23 protein-coding genes are annotated in these 20,759 nt (G+C 69.8%); 2 read left to right on the top strand and 21 right to left on the bottom strand.

Features of this window, described 5'->3' with window-relative positions:
• Window positions 1-6 precede the first annotated feature (6 nt).
• From tsaE to glmS, 4 genes are read right to left on the bottom strand one after another with little or no spacing between them, the layout of a single operon-like run.
• On the bottom strand, window positions 7-507 hold the full coding sequence (gene tsaE / locus ABD164_RS09770; RefSeq protein ID WP_344295731.1) for a tRNA (adenosine(37)-N6)-threonylcarbamoyltransferase complex ATPase subunit type 1 TsaE: 501 nt from the start codon (window positions 505-507) through the stop codon (window positions 7-9).
• The gene (gene alr, locus ABD164_RS09775) at window positions 504-1,658 is read right to left on the bottom strand and encodes an alanine racemase (protein WP_344295733.1); all 1,155 of its coding nucleotides are present in this window, start codon (window positions 1,656-1,658) and stop codon (window positions 504-506) included. Before alr ends, tsaE begins: the two co-directional genes overlap by 4 nt.
• Window positions 1,655-2,023 carry a holo-ACP synthase gene (locus ABD164_RS09780; protein ID WP_344295734.1) on the bottom strand — a complete coding sequence of 123 codons (369 nt, stop codon included), beginning with the start codon at window positions 2,021-2,023 and terminating at the stop codon, window positions 1,655-1,657. Before ABD164_RS09780 ends, alr begins: the two co-directional genes overlap by 4 nt.
• Window positions 2,024-2,042: 19 nt before the next feature.
• Window positions 2,043-3,893: a glutamine--fructose-6-phosphate transaminase (isomerizing) gene (glmS, locus tag ABD164_RS09785; RefSeq protein WP_344295736.1), complete on the bottom strand. Its 1,851-nt coding sequence runs from the start codon at window positions 3,891-3,893 to the stop codon at window positions 2,043-2,045.
• An 84-nt stretch (window positions 3,894-3,977) separates the two neighbouring features.
• Between glmS and coaA the strand changes: the two genes are divergently transcribed.
• On the top strand, window positions 3,978-4,934 hold the full coding sequence (gene coaA, locus ABD164_RS09790) for a type I pantothenate kinase (RefSeq protein ID WP_344295738.1): 957 nt from the start codon (window positions 3,978-3,980) through the stop codon (window positions 4,932-4,934).
• A gap of 211 nt (window positions 4,935-5,145) precedes the next feature.
• Here the strand turns inward: coaA and glmM are convergent, their stop codons facing one another.
• The 16 genes from glmM to ABD164_RS09870 form a co-directional block, all read right to left on the bottom strand.
• Entirely contained in the window at window positions 5,146-6,507 is a 1,362-nt protein-coding gene (glmM, locus tag ABD164_RS09795) for a phosphoglucosamine mutase (protein ID WP_344295740.1), read from the bottom strand.
• A gap of 23 nt (window positions 6,508-6,530) precedes the next feature.
• Entirely contained in the window at window positions 6,531-7,016 is a 486-nt protein-coding gene (gene rpsI, locus ABD164_RS09800) for a 30S ribosomal protein S9 (protein ID WP_344295741.1), read from the bottom strand.
• A gap of 42 nt (window positions 7,017-7,058) precedes the next feature.
• A complete protein-coding gene (gene rplM / locus ABD164_RS09805; RefSeq protein ID WP_344295743.1) occupies window positions 7,059-7,505 on the bottom strand; it encodes a 50S ribosomal protein L13 in 447 nt (148 codons plus the stop codon).
• A gap of 136 nt (window positions 7,506-7,641) precedes the next feature.
• Entirely contained in the window at window positions 7,642-8,562 is a 921-nt protein-coding gene (gene truA / locus ABD164_RS09810) for a tRNA pseudouridine(38-40) synthase TruA (RefSeq protein WP_425545935.1), read from the bottom strand.
• A gap of 189 nt (window positions 8,563-8,751) precedes the next feature.
• Complete coding sequence (rplQ, locus tag ABD164_RS09815) at window positions 8,752-9,303, bottom strand: 50S ribosomal protein L17 (protein WP_344295745.1); 552 nt, start codon at window positions 9,301-9,303, stop codon at window positions 8,752-8,754.
• A 43-nt stretch (window positions 9,304-9,346) separates the two neighbouring features.
• Window positions 9,347-10,333 (bottom strand): DNA-directed RNA polymerase subunit alpha, encoded by a 987-nt coding sequence (locus tag ABD164_RS09820; RefSeq protein WP_022893850.1) that lies wholly within the window; start codon window positions 10,331-10,333, stop codon window positions 9,347-9,349.
• 175 nt (window positions 10,334-10,508) lie between these two features.
• Window positions 10,509-10,907: a 30S ribosomal protein S11 gene (gene rpsK / locus ABD164_RS09825; protein ID WP_092668574.1), complete on the bottom strand. Its 399-nt coding sequence runs from the start codon at window positions 10,905-10,907 to the stop codon at window positions 10,509-10,511.
• Between the two features lie 32 nt (window positions 10,908-10,939).
• Entirely contained in the window at window positions 10,940-11,320 is a 381-nt protein-coding gene (gene rpsM / locus ABD164_RS09830) for a 30S ribosomal protein S13 (protein ID WP_344295747.1), read from the bottom strand.
• Between the two features lie 235 nt (window positions 11,321-11,555).
• Entirely contained in the window at window positions 11,556-11,669 is a 114-nt protein-coding gene (gene rpmJ / locus ABD164_RS09835) for a 50S ribosomal protein L36 (RefSeq protein WP_129520984.1), read from the bottom strand.
• A gap of 68 nt (window positions 11,670-11,737) precedes the next feature.
• On the bottom strand, window positions 11,738-11,959 hold the full coding sequence (gene infA, locus ABD164_RS09840) for a translation initiation factor IF-1 (protein ID WP_011186713.1): 222 nt from the start codon (window positions 11,957-11,959) through the stop codon (window positions 11,738-11,740).
• Window positions 11,960-12,181: 222 nt separating this feature from the next.
• The gene (locus ABD164_RS09845; RefSeq protein ID WP_344295750.1) at window positions 12,182-13,333 is read right to left on the bottom strand and encodes a mannitol-1-phosphate 5-dehydrogenase; all 1,152 of its coding nucleotides are present in this window, start codon (window positions 13,331-13,333) and stop codon (window positions 12,182-12,184) included.
• Window positions 13,330-13,770: a PTS mannitol transporter subunit IIA gene (locus tag ABD164_RS09850; RefSeq protein ID WP_344295751.1), complete on the bottom strand. Its 441-nt coding sequence runs from the start codon at window positions 13,768-13,770 to the stop codon at window positions 13,330-13,332. Before ABD164_RS09850 ends, ABD164_RS09845 begins: the two co-directional genes overlap by 4 nt.
• A 103-nt stretch (window positions 13,771-13,873) precedes the next feature.
• Window positions 13,874-15,412, bottom strand: coding sequence for a PTS mannitol transporter subunit IIBC (locus ABD164_RS09855; protein ID WP_425545936.1), 1,539 nt, complete (start codon window positions 15,410-15,412; stop codon window positions 13,874-13,876).
• Window positions 15,413-15,431: 19 nt separating this feature from the next.
• Window positions 15,432-17,111, bottom strand: a complete 1,680-nt coding sequence (gene ptsP / locus ABD164_RS09860) for a phosphoenolpyruvate--protein phosphotransferase (protein ID WP_344295754.1) — start codon at window positions 17,109-17,111, stop codon at window positions 15,432-15,434.
• Between the two features lie 42 nt (window positions 17,112-17,153).
• The gene (locus tag ABD164_RS09865) at window positions 17,154-17,420 is read right to left on the bottom strand and encodes an HPr family phosphocarrier protein (protein WP_344295756.1); all 267 of its coding nucleotides are present in this window, start codon (window positions 17,418-17,420) and stop codon (window positions 17,154-17,156) included.
• A gap of 88 nt (window positions 17,421-17,508) precedes the next feature.
• The gene (locus ABD164_RS09870) at window positions 17,509-17,820 is read right to left on the bottom strand and encodes a PTS sugar transporter subunit IIB (RefSeq protein ID WP_344295757.1); all 312 of its coding nucleotides are present in this window, start codon (window positions 17,818-17,820) and stop codon (window positions 17,509-17,511) included.
• A gap of 164 nt (window positions 17,821-17,984) precedes the next feature.
• On the opposite strand from ABD164_RS09870, the gene ABD164_RS09875 reads away from it, so the two are divergent.
• Complete coding sequence (locus ABD164_RS09875) at window positions 17,985-19,934, top strand: BglG family transcription antiterminator (protein WP_344295758.1); 1,950 nt, start codon at window positions 17,985-17,987, stop codon at window positions 19,932-19,934.
• On the opposite strand, the gene map is transcribed toward ABD164_RS09875, so the two are convergent.
• Window positions 19,931-20,758, bottom strand: a complete 828-nt coding sequence (gene map, locus ABD164_RS09880) for a type I methionyl aminopeptidase (protein WP_344295760.1) — start codon at window positions 20,756-20,758, stop codon at window positions 19,931-19,933. The two genes, ABD164_RS09875 and map, sit on opposite strands and share 4 nt — an antisense overlap.
• Window position 20,759 lies beyond the last annotated feature (1 nt).

Consider the following 20,759-nt stretch of genomic DNA (forward strand, 5'->3'; position numbering starts at 1 on the left):
GCAAGCCTACGCCGACGCGGCGTACGGGCCGCCCGACCAGCGCGGCCCGATTCCGCGCACCGTGATCGTTCGCGGCTCGTCGGCGTCGAGGTCGTCGTCGCCGAGCGTGTCTGTCGCGAGGCTCGCGCCCGTGGGGCGCTCGATGACGATCTCGAGGCGGGAGTCGCTCGCGTCGTCGACGAGGCCTGCTCCCCACTCGACGACGACCACCGAATGGTCGAAATCGAGGTCGAGGTCTTCGATGAGGGCGGCATCGCCGAGCCGATAGGCGTCGACGTGCACGAGCGGGGCGCCGCCCGCGAGGCTCGGGTGGGTTCGGGCCAACACGAACGTGGGGCTCTGCACCGGGCCACGCACGCCGAGCCCGGTGCCGATGCCGCGCGTCAGGGTGGTCTTGCCGGCGCCGAGCGCACCCGTGAGCACGACGAGGTCGCCGGCACGCAACTGCCTGCCGAGCTCGCGACCGAACGCCTCCATGGCCTCGGTGTCGACGACCTCGAATCTCATCGGGCGCCGCCGACGTAACGGCGCGGCACCCGCGGGCCGATGCGCGTGACGATCTCGTAGCCGATCGTGCCAGAGGCCTCGGCCCACTCGTCGGCGGTCGGGGCGCCGCTCGCCGGGTCGCCGAACACGACGACCTCGTCACCGACCGCAACGGGTGCGTCGCCGGCGTCGACGATGAACTGGTCCATCGCGACCCGTCCGACGACCGGGCGCCGGGCTCCCGCGAGCAGCACCTCAGCGCCGCCGCCGGTGGCGTGGCGCGGAATGCCGTCGGCGTAGCCCAGCGGCACGAGCGCCAGGGTCGTCGCGGAGTCGGCGTGCCAGAGGTGACCGTATGACGCGCCCGCCCCAGCCTCGACGCGGCGCACCGCGGCGACCCGCGCACGCAGGGTCATCGCGGGGGTCAGCCCGAGGTCGGTGCACGTGGTGCCGTCGCCGAAGGGGGTGAGCCCATAGAGGCCGATGCCGATGCGCACCACGTCGTATCGGGCGCCCGGGTCGCGGATCGCCTGCTCGGACGAGGCGAGATGGCGCACGGTCGGTTTCAGGCCGGCCGTCGTCGCGTGTTCGAGTGCCCGCTCGAACGCCTCGCGCTGGGCGGCGTCGACGTCGCGCGACGTGTTCGCGAAGTGACTGAAGATGCCGGCGACCGCCACCCGCCCGGCGTGCTCGAGCTCGACCGCGCGCGCGACGACCGCCGGCCAGTCGGCCTCGGGCACGCCGTTGCGGCTGAGCCCGGTGTCGATCTTCAGGTGCACGGCGGCGGGCCCGCCCGACGCGGCGAGCCCGGCAGCGGCGGCCGCACGTTCGAGCTGGTCGAGGCTCGAGACGCCGATCTCCACGCCGGCTCCGACCGCGGTCGTGAAGTCGGCGTCGGGGTCGTGCAGCCACGCGAGGATGGGTGCGTCGATGCCGGCAGCACGCAGTTCGAACGCCTCGCCGAGGTCGGCGACGCCGAGCCGCGTCGCACCGCCGGCGAGTGCCGCCCGCGCGGCCTCGGCCGCTCCGTGCCCGTAGGCGTTGGCCTTGACGACCGCCATGACCTCGGCGGGCGCCACGCGTTCGGCGATGGTGCGCGCGTTGCGGGCGATGGCGTCGAGGTCGACGACGGCCTCGCGGAAGGGCGCGTCGCCGGCGTGGCCGCCGGTCATCGCGCCGCGTCCCCGACGGATTCGAGGATGACGAACGCGCTCGCGATGCCGGCGTCGTGGCTCATCGACAGGTGCACCCGGTCGATGCCGAGCTCGCGCACGTGGGCGGCGAGCCCGCCGGACAGCTCGAAGTCGGGGTTGCCCTCGGCGTCTTGCACGATGGTCATCTCGTGCCAGCGGATCACTGCGTGGCCGCCGAGCGCCTTGATGAGCGCCTCTTTCGCGGCGAAACGGGCAGCGAGCGAACGCGCCGGGCGACCCCGTTCGCTCTGGGCGAACAACCGCTCGATCAGGGCAGGCGTGCGAGCCACCGAGCGCTCGAAGCGCCGGATGTCGACCACGTCGATGCCGATGCCGGCGATCACGCCGCGCCCGTGCCCTGCATCACTCGACCGTGACGGACTTCGCCAGGTTGCGCGGCTGGTCGACGTCGAGTCCCTTGGCCTGCGCGAGCTCCATCGCGAAGATCTGCAGCGGCACCACGGCCAGCAGCGGTTCGAACAGCGGGGCCGCGAGCGGGATGCGCAGCACCTCGTCGGCGAACGGCAGCACCGCCGCGTCGCCGGCCTCGGCGATCGCGATGACCCGTGCGCCGCGCGCCCGGATCTCTTGGATGTTCGACACGACCTTCGGGTGCAGGTTGGCCGAGCCGCGCGGGCTCGGCACCACGACGAAGACCGGCTGGCCCGGCTCGATGAGCGCGATGGGGCCGTGCTTCAGCTCGCCGGCGGCGAAGCCCTCGGCGTGGATGTACGCAAGCTCCTTGAGCTTGAGCGCACCCTCCATGGCGATCGGGAAGCCGACATGCCGGCCGAGGAAGAGCACCGATCGGGTGTCGGCCATCCAGTGGGCGAGCTGCTCGACCTTCTCGGCCTCGCCGAGCACGGCCTGCAACTTCTCGGGCACCGCCGCCAGCTCGCCGAGCTGCGTCGCGAGCTCGTCGGCCGACAGGGTGCCGCGCACGCGAGCCAGGTGCAGCCCGAACAGGTAGAGCGCCGCGATCTGCGCGACGAACGCCTTCGTCGACGCGACCGCGACCTCGGGGCCGGCGTGCGTGTAGACGACCGCGTCGGACTCGCGCGGAATGGTCGCGCCCTGCGTGTTGCAGACCGAGATCGTGCGCGCGCCGTTCTCGCGGGCGTACTTCACTGCCATGAGCGTGTCCATGGTCTCGCCTGACTGGCTGATCGACACGACGAGCGTGTGCTCGTCGAGCACCGGCTCGCGATAGCGGAACTCGTGGCTGAGCTCGACCTCGACGGGAACTCGCGACCACTGCTCGATGGCGTACTTCGCGACCATGCCGGCGTACGCGGCGGTGCCGCACGCGATGACCGTGATGCGACGGATGGCCCGCAGCTCATCGTCGCCGAACGACGCGAGCTCGGGGATGACGACCTGGCCGTCGACGACACGACCCCGCAGGGTGTTGGCGACCGCATCGGGCTGCTCCGACACCTCTTTGCGCATGAACGACGACCATCCGCCCTTCTCGGCGGCAGAGGCATCCCACTCGATCTCGAACGGTTCGACCTCGACGGGCTCGCCCGCGAAATCGGTGACGGCGACCGCGCCGGCCGTGATCTCGACGATCTGGTCCTGACCGATCGCGACGGCGCGCTTGGTGAACTCGACGAAGGCGGCGACATCGGAGCCGAGGAAGTTCTCGCCCTCGCCGAGCCCGATGACGAGCGGCGAGTTTCGGCGGGCGCCGACGACGACCCCGGGCTCGTCGCGATGCACCGCGAGCAGGGTGAACGCACCGTCGAGGCGCGAGACGGTGTTGCGGAAGGCCTGGCGCAGGTCGCCCGTGGCCCGATACTCCTTGCCGAGCAGCACGGCGGCGACCTCGGTGTCGGTCTCGGACTCGAACGTGAGGCCCTCGGCCAGCAGTTCGTTCTTCAGGTCGGCGAAGTTCTCGATGATGCCGTTGTGGATGAGCGCGAGGCGGCCCTCGTCGCCGAGGTGGGGGTGCGCGTTGCGGTCGGTGGGGCCGCCGTGCGTCGCCCAGCGCGTGTGGCCGATGCCGGTGCCGCCGCGGTGCAGCGGGTTCGCCTCGAGCTCATCGGCGAGCACCTGCAGCTTGCCGGCGCGCTTGGCCGTCTCGATCGCACCGTCGTCGTCGACGACGGCCACTCCCGCCGAGTCGTAGCCACGGTATTCGAGGCGGCGCAGGCCGCCCATGAGCACGTCGAGGCTGTTGCGCTCTCCGACATATCCGACGATTCCACACATAGCGGCCAATTGTAGTGGCGCGAGACTGTGCACTCGCCCCGCCCGCCTCGCTGGGGGCGCCGACCGCCGCACTACAGTGGAACGGTGCCCGACCCGCAGAGCCCGTCGTCGCAGACGGCGCACCTCTCTCCCTTCGTCGAGCTCGGTCGGGCCGACTGGGCCGCGCTCGCGCCGTCGATGTCGTCGCCCCTCCGCGAGACCGAGATCGTGCAATTGCGCGGCCTCGGCGAGCCCCTCGACCCACGCGAGGTCGCCGAGGTGTACCTGCCGCTCAGCCGGCTGCTGAACCTCTACGTCGGCGGCACGAAGTCGCTGCACAAGGTCACGAGCGAGTTCCTGCGCGAGCGGTTCGAGTCCACCCCGTTCGTCATCGGCGTGGCCGGCTCGGTCGCGGTCGGCAAGTCCACCATCGCGCGCCTCCTGCGCGAGCTGCTCGCCCGGTGGGAGCACACCCCGCACGTCGAGCTCATCACGACCGACGGGTTCCTGTTCCCGAACGCCGAACTCGAGCGGCGCGGGCTCATGGCGCGCAAGGGATTCCCCGAGTCGTACGACCGGCGCGCCCTGCTGCGTTTCGTCAGCGAGGTCAAGGCCGGTGCCGCAGAGGTGCGGTCGCCGTTCTACTCGCACCTCGCCTACGACATCGTGAAGGACGCCCACATCACCGTGCGCAGGCCCGACGTGCTCATCGTCGAGGGACTCAACGTGCTGCAGCCGCCGGGCCCTGGCCACCGGCTCGCGGTGAGCGACCTGTTCGACTTCACGATCTACGTCGACGCCCGCACGAGCGACATCGCCCGCTGGTATGAAGAGCGATTCCTCAAGCTGCAGCGCGGCGCATTCGCGAACCCGCGCTCGTACTTCCACCGCTATGCGAGCCTTTCCGAGACCGAGGCGCGCCAGCGCGCCCGCGAGATCTGGCAGACCATCAACGAGCCGAACCTGCTGCAGAACATCCGGCCGACGCGCTCGCGCGCCTCACTGGTGCTGCGCAAGGGCCCCGATCACGCCGTGTCGAGCGTGCTGCTGCGAAAGCTCTGACCCCAACCGTCGGTCGAGTAGCGCGAAGCGCGTATCGAACCGTCGGTCGAGTAGCGCGAAGCGCGTATCGAACCGTCGGTCGAGTAGCGCGAAGCGCGTATCGAACCGTCGGTCGAGTAGCGCGAAGCGCGTATCGAGACCCCGCGCGAGGCTCTGAAACGACGAGCGGATGCCCCGTGAGGGACATCCGCTCGACCGTGAACGTTCGCGCTCAGACGGTGAGACGCACGCGCACGACGTCGGCGAGCGTGGACGCGTGGCGCTCTGCCGTCTCTTGCTCGGATGCCTCGACCATGACCCGCACCATCGGCTCGGTGCCCGACGGTCGCAGCAGCACCCGGCCGGAGTCGCCGAGTTCGGCCTCGGCAGCAGCTACGGCCGAAGCGATCTCAGCGTCGGCATGCAACGAGTGGTGGTCGACCCCGCGCACGTTGACGAGCACCTGCGGGTAGACCGTCATGACCGAGGCGAGCTCGGCGAGGGTCTTGCCCGTGCGCGCCATCTCGGCCACGAGGTGCAGGCCCGTGAGCACGCCGTCGCCGGTCGTCGCGTACTCGGACATGATGACGTGACCCGACTGCTCTCCGCCGAGAGCGAGCTTGCCGGCGGCGAGCGCCTCGAGCACGTACCGGTCGCCGACCTTGGTCTCGATGACGCGGATGCCGTGTTCGGCCATCGCGCGCTTGAGCCCCAGGTTCGACATGACGGTGACGACGAGCGTGTCGTCGGTGAGCTTGCCGCGCTCTTTCATCGAGAGCGCGAGGATCGCCATGATGCGGTCGCCGTCGACGATGTTGCCATCGGCGTCGACCGCGAGGCACCGGTCGGCGTCGCCATCGTGGGCGATGCCCACGTCGGCGCCGTGCTCGAGCACGGCGGCCTGCAGCTTGTCGAGGTGCGTCGAGCCGACGCCGTCGTTGATGTTGATGCCGTCGGGGTCGGCGCCAATGACGACGACCTCGGCACCCGCGTCTTTGAACGTCTCGGGCGAGACGCCTGCCGCCGCGCCGTGGGCGCAGTCGAGGACGACCTTGATGCCGTCGAGGCGATGCGGCAGCGTGCCGAGCAGGTGCACGACGTAGCGGTCTTCGGCGTCGGCGAACCGCTGGATGCGGCCGACGCCGTCGCCGATGGGCGCGAGCTTCTGCTTGCCGAGGTACGACTCGATGCGGTCTTCGACGACGTCGGGCAGCTTGGTGCCGCCGAACGAGAAGAACTTGATGCCGTTGTCGGGCGCAGGGTTGTGCGACGCCGAGATCATCACGCCGAAGTCGGCCTTGATCGAGTCGATGAGGTACGCCGTCGCGGGGGTCGGGATGACCCCGGCATCGAGCACGTCGACGCCGGAGCTCGCGAGGCCGGCCGAGACCGCCGCGGTGAGGAACTCGCCGCTGACGCGCGGGTCGCGTGCGACGACCGCCACGGGCCGGCGACCCGCAGCGCGGAGTTCGTCGGCGTGGCGCCCTTGGGTGAGGACGGCAGCAGCCGCCTGGGACAGGCCCAGGGCCAGGTCAGCCGTGAGGTCACGGTTGGCCAGGCCCCGGACACCGTCGGTGCCGAAAAGCCGAGGCATAGAGGGGAGCCCGGAAGCGCGGATCAGCGCTTCGAGAACTGCGGAGCCTTGCGCGCCTTCTTGAGACCGGCCTTCTTGCGCTCGATGACGCGGGCGTCACGCGTGAGGAAGCCCGACTTCTTGAGCGTCGGACGGTTGTTCTCGCGGTCGATCTCGTTGAGCGCACGCGCGATCGCGAGACGCAGGGCGCCGGCCTGGCCCGAGGGGCCGCCACCGGTGATGCGCGCGATCACGTCGTACGAGCCGGTGAGCTCGAGCACGGTGAACGGGTCGGTGATGAGCTGCTGGTGCAGCTTGTTGGGGAAGTACTGCGCGAACTCACGGCCGTTCACCGTGATGCCGCCGGCACCCGGGACGACGCGCACGCGGGCGATGGCCTGCTTGCGGCGGCCGACGGCCGCACCCGAGACGTTGAGCACGGGACGGGGGGTTGCCGGAGCCTCTGCGGGGGTGCTCTCGGTCGTGTAGCTCTCGGGAGCCGCTTCGATCTGGTCTGCGATCTTCGCCATTTTGGTGTGAATCCTTATTTCGAGAACGTCGAGGGTGCCGAGTTACTGGGCGACCTGGGTGAGGGTGTACGGCTTGGGCTGCTGAGCCGCGTGCGGGTGCTCAGGGCCGGCGTAGACCTTGAGCTTCTTCAGCTGGGCCCGGCCGAGCGAGTTCTTCGGGAGCATGCCGCGGATCGCCTTCTCGACGGCGCGGACGGGGTTGCGCTCGAGAAGCTCTGCGTAGCCGACGGCCTTGAGCCCGCCCGGGTAGCCCGAGTGGCGGTAGGCCTTCTTCTGCTCGAGCTTCTGACCGGTGAGGGCCACCTTCTCGGCGTTGACGATGATGACGAAGTCACCGGTGTCGACGTGGTTGGCGAAGATCGCCTTGTGCTTGCCGCGCAGCAGGGCTGCGGAGTGGCTCGCGAGACGACCGAGCACGATGTCGGTCGCGTCGATGACGACCCAGTCGCGCTGGATCTCGTTCGACTTCGGGGTATAGGTGCGCGTCACGGAAGTGCTGCTTTCTGATCGAGTGAGGGGTTCGTGAATCCCACTCCGGGGGGAGTTCGACGGCGATGCCGGCGAACGCCCTGGTGGAGGGCTCAACTTCGGGCGCCGCTGCAGAGAACGGCACCAAAGGGCAAGCTTAGCCGATGAGGCCGTCGACGTGCAATTCGCGCCGCGCTCGCGTCTGGCCGGCGCGCGCCTCGAGCTCGTGGTCGTCGGGGTAGCCGACCTCGGTGAGCACCAGGCCCTTCGCGGGCATCACCTTGAATGCGCTGGTTCGCTCGGCCGCCTCGAGCAGCACCTGCGGGTCGGATGCCGCGAGCCGGCCCTCCCCCACCGCCACGCACGCCCCGACCAACGCGCGAACCATCGAGTGGCAGAACGCGTCGGCCTGCAGCGACGCCACCAGCACGCCGTCGGCGGCGCGTCGCCACTCGAACGACTGCAGCGTGCGGATCGTCGTCGCGCCCTCGCGCGGGCGGCAGAATGCGGCGAAGTCGTGCAGTCCGAGCAGCGACCTGGCAGCGGCATCCATCGCCGTGACGTCGAGCGTTCGCGGGTGGGCGACGGTGCGTCGGCGCTCGAGCGGATCGCGAAGGGCCGCCGCGTCGGCCACGCGGTACTCGTAGCGGCGCCACACGGCGGAGAACCGCGCGTCGAACCCGGCGGGCGCGCGTTCGGCGTGGGTGATGACGACGTCGGCATCGGCGCCGATGATGCCGGTGAGGCGTCGTGCGAGGGCGGCCTCGGGCGTCGCGTCGGCCTCGCTCCCGCGGCGCGGGCGCGCGACGGCAGCGAGGGCGGATTCATCGACATCGGCATGGGCGACCTGGCCGAGCGCGTGCACGCCCGCATCGGTGCGGCCGGCGACGGTGATGCGGGGCGAGGTGCCCGTGCGACGGAACAGGGTGGCGAGCGCGTCCTCGAGCACGCCCTGCACGGTGCGCAGGCCGGGCTGGCGGCTCCACCCCTTGAAGTCGGTGCCGTCGTAGGCGATGCCGAACCTGATGCGAACGACGGATGCCGCGGCATCTGCGTCGTCGGGCATATTCGCGGGCATGCGTCCAGCCTACGGTGAGGAGAATCACGACCCCGCTCGCGCCTATGACGCTGGAGTGAGTGGCGTTCGAGCGAATTCATTCGATCACTCCGACGGCATCGGTTCGCTCGGGCGCGAACCGCATGATCGCATCGACGACGAAGGGCCCGGATGCCGCAGCATCCGGGCCCTCGCGAGCTGAACTCGTGGCTACTTCGCCTCGGCGGGCTCCTCGACTGCAGCCTCGGCGTCGGCGGGGGCCTCTTCGGCAGCAGCCTCGGCGGTCTCCTCAGCAGCAGCCTCGTCGGCGGCGGGGGCCTCTGCGGCCTCCTCGACGACCTCGGGCTCGTCGGCGACGGGCACCTCGGCAGCGGCCGGCTTGGCGGCGCGCTGCTTCTTCACGACGGGCTCGAGCACGAGCTCGATGACCGCCATGGGCGCGTTGTCGCCCTTGCGGTTGCCGATCTTCGTGATGCGGGTGTAGCCGCCCTCACGGTCGGCGACCTGCGGGGCGATCACGGCGAAGAGCTCGTGTACGACCGCCTTGTCGCCGATGACGGCGAGCACGCGACGGCGGGCGTGCAGGTCGCCGCGCTTCGCGAAGGTGACGAGGCGCTCGGCGAGCGGACGCAGGCGCTTGGCCTTCGTCTCGGTGGTGGTGATGCTCTTGTGCGTGAAGAGCGCAGCCGCGAGGTTCGCGAGCAGCAGGCGCTCGTGCGCGGGTCCGCCTCCGAGGCGGGGGCCCTTGGTGGGCTTCGGCATGGTTCGTTATCTCCAGGTAGTGAGGGGTCGGGCAGGCCGGGGCCTAGTTCTCGTCGTCGAAGCCCGTGTAGAAGTGGGCGCCGTCGAAGCCGGGAACCGAGTCCTTCAGCGACAGGCCCATCTCGGTGAGCTTGTCCTTGACCTCGTCGACCGACTTCTGGCCGAAGTTGCGGATGTTCATGAGCTGCGATTCGCTCAGGGCGACGAGCTCGGACACCGTGTTGATGCCCTCGCGCTTGAGGCAGTTGTAGCTGCGCACCGAGAGGTCGAGGTCTTCGATCGGGATCGAGAGCTCGCTCGAGAGCACGGCGTCGACCGGCGCGGGGCCGATCTCGATGCCCTCGGCCGCGGTGTTCAGCTCGCGTGCGAGGCCGAACAGCTCGGTGAGGGTGCGACCTGCCGAGGCGATCGCGTCACGGGGCGTGATGGCCGGCTTCGACTCGACGTCGACCACGAGGCGGTCGAAGTCGGTGCGCTCGCCGGCACGGGTGGCCTCGACGCGGTAGGTGACCTTGAGCACCGGCGAGTAGATCGAGTCGACCGGGATCTGGCCGGCCTCGGAGTACTCGTTGCGGTTCTGGCTTGCCGAGACGTAGCCGCGGCCGCGCTCGATTGTGAGCTCGAGCTCGAACTTCGCCGAGTCGTTGAGCGTCGCGATGACGAGCTCGGGGTTGTGCACCTCGACGCCGGCAGGGGCCGAGATGTCGGCGGCGGTGACCTCACCGGCGCCCTGCTTGCGCAGGTAGGCGGTGATGGGCTCGTCGTGCTCGCTCGAGACGACGAGGTTCTTGATGTTGAGGATGATCTCGGTGACGTCCTCTTTCACCCCGGGAACCGTCGAGAACTCGTGGAGCACGCCGTCGATGCGGATGCTCGTCACGGCCGCGCCGGGGATCGAGGAGAGGAGGGTGCGACGGAGCGAGTTGCCCAGGGTGTAACCGAAGCCCGGCTCGAGGGGCTCGATCACGAAACGCGAGCGGAACTCCGAGATGTTCTCTTCGGTGAGCGTCGGGCGCTGTGCGATCAGCACTGTTGATTCCTTTCGGCAGGGTGTCCGCTATATGACACCTGCGAGGTCGAGGATCTTGAGTTGTGTGAGAACGTGTCGCCGGTCGAGTAGGCCCGTCAGGGCCGTATCGAGACCGCGGATGCCGCGGGAGGCCTCGATACGGGCGCGGGCGCCCTACTCGACCGACGTTGGAGTGTCAGACGCGGCGGCGCTTCGGGGGGCGGCAGCCGTTGTGCGCCTGGGGCGTCACGTCGTTGATGCTGCCGACCTCGAGGCCTGCGGCCTGGAGCGAGCGGATCGCGGTCTCGCGGCCCGAGCCGGGGCCCTTGACGAAGACGTCGACCTTCTTCATGCCGTGCTCCTGCGCCTGGCGGGCGGCCGACTCTGCGGCGAGCTGTGCGGCGAACGGGGTCGACTTGCGCGAGCCCTTGAAGCCGACGCCACCCGAGGAGGCCCAGCTGATCACGGCACCGGTGGTGTCGGTGATCGAGACGATCGTGTTGTTGAACGTCGACTTGATGTGGGCCTGGCCCACTGCGATGTTCTTCTTTTCCTTCTTGCGCGGCTTGCGAGTAGCCGCCTTGGGTGCTGCCATGTGTGAAATCTCCTAGATCTGGCGACGAGCGGTTACTTGCGGCCGGGCTTCTTCTTGCCGGCGACGGTGCGCTTCGGGCCCTTGCGGGTACGAGCGTTGGTCTTGGTGCGCTGGCCGCGGACCGGGAGGCCGCGGCGGTGGCGCAGGCCCTCGTACGATCCGATCTCGACCTTGCGGCGGATGTCGGCGGCAACCTCGCGGCGGAGGTCACCCTCGACCTTGAAGTTGGCCTCGATGTAGTCGCGCAGGGCGACGAGCTGGTCGTCGCTGAGGTCCTTGACGCGGATGTTGCCGTCGATGCCGGTCTCGCTGAGCGTGGTGAGCGCTCGCGTGCGGCCGACGCCGTAGATGTAAGTCAGTGCGATCTCCACGCGCTTCTCGCGCGGGATGTCGACTCCTGCCAGACGTGCCATGTGTGGCTTCTCCTGTTTCGAAGTGGAGGTGTGGAGCAATGCCGGTGCCCGGGCCTCCGACCCGAGGTGTCACCCGCGTGAGCGGGATCTGGCATTGCCGATGCGGTGTTCAGTTGTGATGAGCGGATGCCTCGTGGTGGAAGCTTCCTCGCCGTCGAGGTCTCGATACGGCGCTGGCGCGCCTACTCGACCTCGAGCCTCCGGTTGAGCCCGCTTCGCGGCCTCAACCTTCGGCTCAGCCTTGGCGCTGCTTGTGGCGCGGGTTCTCGCAGATGACCATCACGTTGCCGTGGCGGCGGATGACCTTGCACTTGTCGCAGATGCGCTTGACGGAGGGGTTGACCTTCATGGTGTTTCCTTGGAATTCGCTGTCTTCGTACCCGCGGGGTGCCGCGGGCCGTTACTTTCCGGCAGCCGTTACTTGTAGCGGTAGACGATGCGCCCGCGCGTCAGGTCGTACGGGCTCAGCTCGACGATCACGCGGTCTTCAGGGAGGATGCGGATGTAGTGCTGGCGCATCTTTCCTGAGATGTGCGCGAGAACCTTGTGCCCGTTCGTGAGCTCTACCCGGAACATCGCGTTCGGGAGTGCCTCGATGACCGAGCCTTCGATCTCGATGACGCCGTCTTTCTTGGCCATAGCCTCACTATCGCTTGGAGTTTGGGATGCTGGTCGTGCGATGATGCCGCATGCGATCGCCGTCAGGTCGACGCCGTCTGACCGAGTCGTGCTGACCAGGTCATGAGGCATGCCGAAGCGGGCGTGCAGAACACCAAGGGTCAACTCTAGGTGATTCCAGGCGATTTCGCCAGTCGAGCCCGATCGCGCCCGGGGCGGGCCCGCGGTCGACCGATCGCAGCGCTAACGGGCCGACGCCGCAGCGGCCACGGCTTCGACGAGGCCGTCTTCGAGCGGATGTCCTGGAGCGATGCCCATCACCTCGTGCACGATCTGCACCGGGCCGCGGGTGCGGAGCGCGTGGCCCAATTCGACGCTCTCGGGGTCGGCCGGCACATCGAACCGCAGCGCCGCCGTGATCGCCGCGAGCAACCCGTCGACTGGGCGTCCGCGCTCGGCCAGCTCGGCGGCCGGGCCGATGAACCGCTCGTTTCGGCCGAGCTTGCGCCGCGGCTGGCGCCCGACCCGCTCGACGGTGTCGGGCAGGTCGGGGTTGCGGAAGCGCTCGAGGATCGTGAACCGGTACGCCGTCTGCTCGGCTTCGGTGAACGCGTGCTTGGCGATGATGAGCGCCGACGTCTCGCCGAGCGCGCGTTCGACGGCGCCCTCGACGACGGGGTCGGCGAGCGCGTCGCTGATGCGCGTATGCCCCGCGAGGAATCCGAAGTAGGCGGTGGCGGCGTGCCCCGTGTTGACGGTGAACAGCTTGCGCTCGATGTACGGCGCGAGGTCGTCGACGAAGTGCGCGTCGGCGATCACCGGGGGCGTGTCGCCGAACGGCGATCGCTCGATCGCCCACTCGAAGAACGTCTCCACGGTGACGTCGAGCCCGGCGTCGGCCGCCTGGGCGGGCACGATGCGGTCGACCGCGGTGTTGGCGAACACCGCGCGCGCTGCGAGCCGGGGCCACTCGTCGGCACCCGAGAGCGCGGCCATCTCGTCGCGCAGCAGGTCGGTGGCGTTGATCGCGTTCTCGCACGCCATGACGGCGAGCGGCGGGGCGTCGGCGCCACGGGCGCGCAGCGCCTCGACCACGTGCGGAGCAATGAACTTCAGGACGTTCGGGCCCACTGCCGTGGTCACGACGTCGGCGTCGGCGAGCTCGCGGGCGAGGCCCGCGGCATCCGTCGCACTGTTCACGGCGCGGCAGCCGTCGACGACGCGATCGCGTGCGCCCACGCCCACCTCGTGCACCGTGTAGCGATCGGATGCCGCGAGCTCGTCGATCAGCGCGCCGTTGACGTCGGCGAAGACGACCTCGTACCCGGCGTCGTGCAGGAGGAGCCCGACGAACCCGCGCCCGATGTTGCCAGCGCCGAAATGCACGGCCTTCATGGCTCGTTGACCTCTGAGAGCAGTGCGTGCAACTGCTCGGCCGAGGTGGCGGCGACGAGCCGCGCCACTTCGTCGTCGTCCGAGAAGATGATCGCGATCTTCGAGAGGATGTCGAGGTGCTCGTTCTCGATGCCGGCGATGCCGACCACGAAGCGAGCCTGATCACCGCCCCAGTCGACCGGCTCGTCGTACCGGATGACCGAGAGCGCCGACCGTCGGATCGTGTCTTTCGCCTCGTTGGTGCCATGCGGGATCGCGAGCAGGTTGCCCATGTAGGTCGACACCGACTGCTCGCGCTCGAGCATCGAGTCGATGTAGGCGGGGTCGACCGCGCCGGCTTCGACGAGGATCGCGCCCGCCTCGCGGATCGCGTCGTCACGCCCGCCCACGCGGGCGGTGAGCCGCACATTGGCAGCGGGCAGGATCTCTTCGGTCATCGGTTTCCCCTTCTCCTTCGACTGGAACGGCCGGCGCCGCGGCGGCCTCCGGATCGGAGACTGCCGCGGTGCCGGGTTGCCGCGCCGTGCGCGGCGCGATCGATCAGCGCACGCCCTCGCTTTCGAGCAGGTTCACGATCTCGTCGTACTTCGGCGAGTTCATGAAGTTCTCGACCGACACGTGCAGCGCGCTCGGCGACTGCAGCTTGGCGCGATCCGTGAGGTCCTGGTGGGTGATGACGAGGTCGACGTCGTCGGTGAGGTTGGCGATCGCCTTGTTCGTCACCGTCACGCTGTCGATGCCGGCCTTCTTGATCTTGTTGCGCAGCACCGTGGCGCCCATCGCGCTCGAGCCCATGCCCGCGTCGCACGCGAAGATGATCGTGTGGATCGGCTTGTGCTCGAAGGCCTCCTGCTCGCCCTCCGCGATGAGCCCGCCGCCCGCGGCGACACCCTCGGCCTGCAGGTTGTGCAGCACTCCGCTCTCTTTGCCCTTGTTCGCCTCGGTCTGGGCGATCGCCGCCGAGAGGTCGCCGGCGCCCTCCTTGGCGAGGTCGCGCTTGCGGCTCGCCCGCAGGATGATCGCGGAGATCACGAACGACACGGTCGCGGCCAGTACCACCGAGAGGATGACGCCGACGTAGCTGTCGGAGGCGGTCTGGATGAGCACCGCGAAGATGCTGCCCGGCGCAGCCGGGGCGCGCAGTCCGCTCGCGAAGATGACGTTCGTGGCGACCCCCGTCATTCCACCCGCGATCGCGGCGATGATCAGCATCGGCTTCATGAGCACATACGGGAAGTAGATCTCGTGGATGCCGCCGAAGAACTGGATGATGATCGCTCCGGGCGCACTCGCTCGCGCCATTCCAACGCCGAAGAAGGTGAACGCGAGCAGAATGCCGAGGCCGGGACCGGGGTTCGCCTCGATGAGGAACAGGATCGACTTGCCGGTCTCCTCCGACTGCTGGATGCCCAGCGGAGTGAAGACGCCGTGGTTGATCGCGTTGTTGAGGAAGAGCACCTTGCCCGGCTCGACGAGGATCGAGACGAGCGGCAGGAGGCCCGCCAGAACCAGCCAGTTGACCGCCGTCTCGAGGCCGTTGCTGATGAACTCGACGGCCGGCGCGAACGCGAAGAACCCGACGAGTGCCAGCAGCATACCGACGATGCCGGCCGAGAAGTTGTTGACGAGCATCTCGAAGCCCGCCTTGATCTTGCCCTCCCACAGCCGGTCGATTCGCTTCATGACCCAGGCCGCGAGCGGCCCCATGATCATCGCGCCGATGAACATCGGGATGCCCGCACCGACGATCACGCCCACGGTCGCAATCGTCCCGACGACACCACCTCGCGTGTCGTACACCATGCGACCACCCTGGTTCGCGATGAGCAGTGGCAGCAGGTAGGTGATCATCGGGCCGACGAGCCCGACGTTCTCGGTGCCGTCGGGGCTCGGGAACCCGCCGAGAACGGGAACGGGGAACGGACCTGCCTCGATGAACAGGGCGGTGATGAACCCCCACGCGATGAACGCCGCGATGTTCGGCATGATCATCCCGCTCAGGAAGGTTCCGAACTTCTGGACCGCGACGCGAGCTCCCCCCGGCCGCTTCGCGTCACTCGACGTCGATGTCGATGTCATGGCAATGCCTCTCTGGTGATCACGACGCGGCTTCGCGCGCCGTGGTGATCTCGGTTGCGACGGCCAGGGCCGCCGCTCGGGCTTCGGCCGCTCCCTCAGCGGCCAGGGCTGCCCCGGCGAGCGACTTCGCGTCGTCGGGGCTGTACCGCGCGAGGGAGGCGCGGACATCTGCGAGTGCCGATGGCGACATCGACAGGCTCGTGGCGCCGAGGCCCACGAGCACGACGGCGAGCAGCGGATCGGCGGCGGCCTCGCCGCAGATGCCGACGGGCTTGCCGAGTTCTTTCCCGGCGCGGCCCACGTCTGCGATGAGGCGCAGCACGGCGGGGTGCCAGGGGTCCTGCAGCTTCGCGACGGTGCCGAGCAGCCGGTCGGCGGCCATCGTGTACTGGGTGAGGTCGTTCGTGCCGATCGAGGCGAAGTCGCAGGCGGCGAGCACGTGGTCGGCGACGAGCGCCGCCGACGGTGTCTCGACCATGACGCCGGCGACGCGGATGCCGAGCTCCTTCGCGAGCGCCGTGAAGTAGCGCGTCTCGTCGACGGTCGCGATCATCGGCGCCATGACCCAGAGCTCAGCGTCGGTGGCGGCGTCGGCCGCGGCGAGCGCGGTGAGCTGCTCTCGCAGGATCACCTCGGAGTGCCGCAGCGCGCGGATGCCCCGGAGCCCGAGTGCCGGGTTCTCTTCGGGCGCATCGTTGAGGAACGAGAGCGGCTTGTCGGCCCCGGCGTCGAGCACGCGCACGACGACCTTCTTGCCGGCGAACGCCGAAAGCATCTTCGAGTACTGCGCCTGCTGGTCGGCGATGCTCGGCGCGGTGTCGGCGTCGAGGAAGAGGAACTCGGTGCGGAACAGCCCGACACCCTCGGCGCCGAGCCGCAGCGCCTCGGCGGCTCCATCGGCCGAGCCGAGGTTCGCGAGCAAGGGAACGGGCGTGCCGTCGGCGAGCGCGCCGGGCGTCACCGGAGCGGCCTCGAGGGCGGCGCGCTCGGCGATCCGCGCTTCGGCCGCCGCGATGTCGTCGGGTGTCGGGTCGGAGAGCACCAGTCCGTTGGCCGCGTCGACGATCACGATGTCGCCGTCGGCGAGGCTCGCGGCATCGGCCGCACCGACGATCGCGACGATCGACTTCTCACGGGCGAGGATCGCGGTGTGCGAGGTCGGCCCGCCGTCGACGGTGACGAGCCCCAGCACCTGGTCGAGATCGAGCGTTGCCGTGTCGGCGGGCGCGAGATCGCGGGCGACGAGCACGAACGGATGTCCCGGATCGGGCACGCCCGGAGCGGGTAGCTTCAACAGGTGCGCGATCACGCGCTGCGAGATGTCGTCGAGATCTGCGGCACGCTCGGCCATGTAACCGCCCATGCCGGCGAGCAGGTCGCGGTACGACGCGAACGCCTCGAAGACCGCGCGCTCGGCGGTCTTGCCCTCGTCGAGCCGCGAGGTGACGTCGTCGACGAGGCTCGGGTCTTCGGCGATCATCGCCTGTGCCTCGAGCACGTCTTGGGCGGCACCGCCGGCCCTGGCGCCCCGGCTCGTCAGCTCGGCCGCGACCACCGACATCGACGCCCGGGCCCGCTCGCCCTCGAGCTTCGGGTCGAGGTGGCTCGGCCGGTCGACGGGCTCGGGCAGCGGTTCGGCCATGCGCACGACCGGCCCCACCGCGACCCCCTGGCCGATTCCCGTTCCCGTGATCTGCATCAGGCGTCCCTTCTCGTCGGTTCGGTGCACCTACGCCCGGCGCTACTCGTCGTGGTCGGTGAGCAGCAGGCCGACGAGCTCGTCGAGCACGGCCTGCTCGTCGCCGCCCTCGACGACGAGGGTGACCTCGTCGCCGTGATCGATGCCCTGCGAGATGACGGCGAGGATGCTCGCCCCGTTGACCGGCTTGCCACCCGACTTGCTGATCGTGACCGCGGCACCCGAGGCGGCTGCGGCCTGCGTGAAGAGTTTGGCCGGGCGGGCGTGCAGGCCGTGAGTCGATCCGATTCGTACCGTGCGTTCAACCATGATTCGCGTTCCCATCGCTGGTGTCGGCTCCCTCGCCCACCGTATCGCCCGGTCACTCGCACGGGAGCCTGCTCGTGCGCGTGGTGGTTCATGAGCCGGCTCCCGCAGTTGCGAGGGCCAGGTCGAGTGCCTCTTCGCCGTCGGCGGCGCTTGATGCGCCCGACGGCAGTATGGCGAGCGGTACGGATGCCGCGACCGCGCGCTCGCGCAGGGCTGCGAGCTGCTCGGTGAGGTGTTCGCCCACGAGCAGCACGTCGGCACCCGGCAGGACCTCGTCGAGGCCCGCCGCGCTCGATGCCTGCGTGCGCACCGAGAGCCCGCGATCGGCTGCGGCGCGACGGATGCGATGGGCGATGAAGGTGCTCGAGGCGCCGGCGCCGCAGACCACGATGATGCGCATCGCCCGTGCCTCCTCGCAACCGGCAGCCCGGTCGTCGTCGATCGTGTCGGTCGCGGCCTCGACCGCTTGCGATGATTCTGCTCCGAAGTCGTGCGGGACTCCAGCAGATCGGCTTCCGCTCCCCCGGAAATTCCGTTCCGATGGCCGCGGCCGGGCGACGGCTGGTGGTTGACTTGCTGCACCGCTCGGCGCCGCGTGGACCGGGCAGCGACCCGGGAGCAGTGTTGGCCGAGAAGTGGGAGCGACTCGTCGAGGTCCTCGCCGACGACGACGGGTGGACGACCGCCGGCGCCCTCGCCGAGCGGCTCGGGGTCACGCCCCGCACCATCCGCAGTTACGTCACCCGTGCGAACGCCGAGGGCGCGACGCTGATCGCCTCGGGCCCGCAGGGGTATCGCCTCGACCGCGCGGCGTGGGCCACCCGCGGCAGGTCGCGTGCGCGCGACACCTCGCCGGTCGCCCGCTCGGTCGCCCTCATCCGCGCACTCATCGACGCCGACCATGGGCTCGATGTCTACGAGGTCGCACAGCGCGTCCACGTCAGCGAAGCGACGGTCGAAGCCGATCTTCGTCGCATCCGGGCGCGCCTCGAGGGCACCGGTCTCGCACTCGCCCGCCGCGGACCGGTCGTGACGATGACGGGCCCCGAGTCGGCGCGCCGGCGACTGCTCGGCGCGCTGTTCCGTGAGGAATCCGCTCGCGGGGCAGACGCATTCGACCAGTTGCGCGCGGCGTTCCCCCAGCTGCCGCAGTTCCGCGAGGCGCTCGTCGCCCGGCTCGCCGATGCCGGGTACGCCCCCAACGAGTACGGACTGGGCGATGTGCTGCTGCACATCGCGATCGCCCTCGACCGCGCAGCACGCGATCACCCGATCGACGACGCGACGGCCGTGGCCGGGACATCCGATTCGTCGCGACTCGACGACCTGCTCGACGCGCTCATCCGCGAGCACTTCGGGCGGTCGATCGGCGATGCCGAGCTCGCCCACCTCGCACGCCTGCTGGGCACCCGTGCGGCGACCCGGCTCGCCGCACCCGGGCGCGCCGTGCCCTCGTCGACGCGAGCCGATCTCGTGCAGGCGATCGTCTCACGCGCCGCCGACGAGTATCTCATCGAACTCGACGACGACGACTTCGTCGAGCGGCTGGCGCTGCACGTCGACCACCTCGTTGCACGGGCGAGCGAGGAGCGCTACTCGCGCAACCCGCTGACGGCGACGATCAAGTCGGCCTACCCGCTCACCTACGACCTCGCCGTGTACATCGCGAGCGAGCTGGCGCAGAGCGAGGGCATCGTCGTGAACGAAGACGAGATCGCGTACATCGCCATGCACGTTGGAGCGCACCTCGAGCAGCGCCGCTCCGCGCTCGATCGCGTGCGCGTCGCGGTCGTCGCCCCCGCGTACCACGACGTGCACACGGTGCTCGCCGAGCGGATACGGAGCGAGTTCGGATCCGACGTCGAACTCGTCGAGCTCATCGACCGAACCGATGTCGACTGGGCCGCGATCCGCGCCGAGCTCATCGTCTCGGTGATCGAGCCGACGGCGGCGGTCGAGCATCTCGTGCGCATCTCGCCGTTCCCGAAGGAGGCCGACCTCGCCCGGGTCAGGGCCGAGGTCTCGCGCATCCGGCGGGCACGACGGCACGCACGGCTCGTCACGGCGCTCTCGCGATACATCGCACCCGACCTGTTCGTGCGCGGCATGCGCGGCCTCGACCGTGAAGGGGTCATCACGACGCTCGGCGAGCGCATGATCGCCGCTGATGTCATCGACCGCGCATACCTCGACGGCGCGCTCGAGCGAGAGCGCATGTCGTCGACCGCGTTCACCGAGCACCTCGCGGTGCCGCACGCCATGACGATGACGGCCAAGCGCACGGCGATCGCGATCGCGATCGACGAGGTGCCGATCGACTGGGACGGCGCGCGCGTCAACGTCGTGGCGCTCATCGCCTTCTCCGAGGCAGGCAGGGCCGAGTTCCAGGATGTGTTCGACCAGTTCGTCGAGACCTTCTCGGAGCGTGAGAACGTGCAGCGGCTCGTGCACGGCGCCACCGACTACCAAGGGCTGCTCGCCGAGTTGTCGCGGCTCATGGAACCCGAAGGCTAGGCGATCGGAACCGGCTCGATGCCGAACGGGGCGAGCGCCGCCGCGCCGCCGTCTTCTGCGGTGAGCACCCAGATGCCGCCGGCGTGCACGGCGACGCTGTGCTCCCAATGGGCGGCGTCGGCGCCGTCGGAGGTCGTCACGGTCCAGTCGTCGTCGCGCAGGAAGGTGTCGATCGCACCGGCGACGATCATCGGCTCGATCGCCACGACGAGCCCGGGCTTCACGGCCGGTCCCCTGCGGTCGACACGGTAGTTGAACACCGGCGGCTCCTCATGCATCGAGCGGCCGATGCCGTGCCCGACGTAGTCGGTGAGAATGCCGTAGCTGCCGGCGTCGTACACGAAGTCCTCGATCGCCGCGCCGACCTCGTTGAGGTGCGAGGCGCGTGCGAGGGTCGCGATGCCGTGCCAGAGCGCGCGCTCGGTCACGCGCGAGAGCTGCTCGCGCGCGGCTACCACCTCGGGCCGCGACGGGTCGGGAAGCACGACCGTGAACGCCGCGTCGCCGTTCCAACCGTCGACCTCGGCGCCGCCGTCGACCGAGACGATGTCACCGGGGCGGAACGGACGGTCGCCCGGAATTCCGTGCACGACGTCGTCGTTGACCGAGACGCAGAGCGTGTGGCGATACCCGGGGACGAGCGTGAAGTTCGGCACACCGCCCGCCTGCCTGATGAACCGCTCGGCGGCCGAGTCGATCTCGAGCGGCGTCGCCCCGACGGTGACGAGTGCGCGCGCCTCGGCGAGCGCGCCCGCGGTGGCACGCCCGGCGTGCACCATTGCGCGGAGTTCGGCCGGCGACTTGTAGGGAGAGCGGCGGAACACC

Source organism: Agromyces neolithicus, assembly GCF_039529735.1.
Lineage (GTDB): Bacteria > Actinomycetota > Actinomycetes > Actinomycetales > Microbacteriaceae > Agromyces > Agromyces neolithicus.